Source organism: Nitrobacter sp. 62-23 (assembly GCF_001897285.1).
Lineage (GTDB): Bacteria > Pseudomonadota > Alphaproteobacteria > Rhizobiales > Xanthobacteraceae > Nitrobacter.
This window is the reverse complement of record NZ_MKSM01000058.1, coordinates 1-1,747: the sequence shown is the minus strand read 5'-3', so window position 1 is coordinate 1,747 and position 1,747 is coordinate 1. Positions and strand designations below refer to the sequence as shown.

Annotated in this window: 2 protein-coding genes; both read left to right on the top strand. The window is 60.1% G+C overall.

The genetic code is table 11. The annotated features are described in order from the left end of the window. Nucleotide 1 precedes the first annotated feature (1 nt). Nucleotides 2-859, top strand: coding sequence for a cytochrome c oxidase subunit II (coxB, locus tag BGO16_RS04830; RefSeq protein ID WP_292617458.1), 858 nt, complete (start codon nucleotides 2-4; stop codon nucleotides 857-859). Between the two features lie 61 nt (nucleotides 860-920). Next, a partial coding sequence (locus tag BGO16_RS04825; RefSeq protein WP_292617457.1) for a cbb3-type cytochrome c oxidase subunit I occupies nucleotides 921-1,747 on the top strand: 827 nt, incomplete at its 3' end.

The following is a 1,747-nucleotide window of genomic DNA, read 5'->3' as shown; positions in this document are numbered from 1 at the left end:
CATGAAGATGTCGAATGGCCTTGATGGCCGCCGGTTTGGCCGCCGGTTTCTGGGATTGGCGTTTGGAGTAGCGGCGGCTGCCGCGTGTGGACCGGCATTTGCTGAGGAAGCCACGGGTCAGCCGCATGCCTGGGGGCTTGATTTTCAGGCTGCTGCGTCTCCTGTGATGGAGAGCATTGCCCGGATGCATAGCGGGCTTCTGGTTGTGATCACGGTTATTACGCTGTTTGTGACGGCGTTGCTTGTGATTGCGATGCTTCGTTTTAACGAGCGCGCCAATCCGGTGCCGTCGAAGACGACCCACAACACCATGATTGAGGTGGCGTGGACGATTATACCGGTTCTGATTCTTGTTGGCATTGCGATACCGTCGTTCCGTCTTTTGTTTGAGGAGCTTGATCTTCCGAAGGCGGACCTGACGGTGAAGGCGGTGGGCAAGCAGTGGTACTGGAGCTACACCTATCCGGACAACGGCAAGTTTGAGTTTGACTCGCTGATTGCGCAGGACAAGCAGCCGCGGATGCTGGCGGTTGACAATGAGCTGGTGGTTCCGGTGAACAAGGTTGTCCGGGTCCAGGTGACCGGGGCGGATGTCATTCATTCGTTTGGAGTTCCTGCGTTCGGCATCAAGGTGGACGCGATTCCGGGTCGTCTCAACGAGACCTGGTTCAAGGCCACCAAGACCGGGATGTTCTACGGCCAGTGTTCGGAGTTGTGCGGCCGGGATCATGCCTTCATGCCGATTGCGGTTCGGGTTGTGAGCGATCAGGACTTTACGGCCTGGGTTGAGACCGCGAAGAAGAAGTTTGCTTCGAACCCGACGAACGCGGTGGCGTCGGCCGCCGACGTGATGCGCTAGGCGAGGGCGACAGCCTCTTCAGGGTTCGAGGACTTCAAGGGACGAAAGACAGGATTGGACAATGGCAACCGCAGCATCTGCTCACGACCACGACCACGACCATGATGACCATGCGCACCACCCGACCGGGTGGCGGCGCTTTGCGTATTCGACCAATCACAAGGACATCGGGACCATGTACCTGGTGTTCGCCATCGTTGCGGGAATCATCGGCGGTCTGATGTCGATGGGCATCCGGGCGGAACTGATGTATCCCGGGGTGCAGGTTTTCCATCCTGCTCACGAGTACAACGTGTTTGTGACCTCGCACGGCCTGATCATGATCTTCTTCATGGTGATGCCGGCGATGATCGGCGGCTTCGGCAACTGGTTCGTGCCGCTGATGATCGGCGCGCCCGACATGGCGTTTCCGCGCATGAACAACATCTCGTTCTGGCTGCTGCCGGCGGCGTTTGCGCTGCTGCTGCTGTCGACGGTGATGGAGGGCGAGCCGGGGGCGAGCGGCGCCGGCACGGGCTGGACGCTGTATGCGCCGTTGTCGACGAGCGGTCATCCGGGTCCGTCGGTGGACTTTGTGATCCTCTCGGTGCATCTGGCGGGCGCCTCCTCGATTCTCGGCGCGATCAACTTCATCACCACGATCTTCAACATGCGCGCACCCGGCATGACCATGCACAAGATGCCGCTGTTCGTGTGGTCGATCCTGGTCACGGTGTGGCTGCTGGTGCTGTCGCTGCCGGTGCTGGCGGGCGCGATCACGATGCTGTTGACCGACCGTAACTTCGGCACCACGTTCTTCGCTGCCGACGGCGGCGGCGATCCGGTGCTGTTCCAGCATCTGTTCTGGTTCTTCGGTCATCCCGAGGTGTACATCCTGATTCTGCCGGG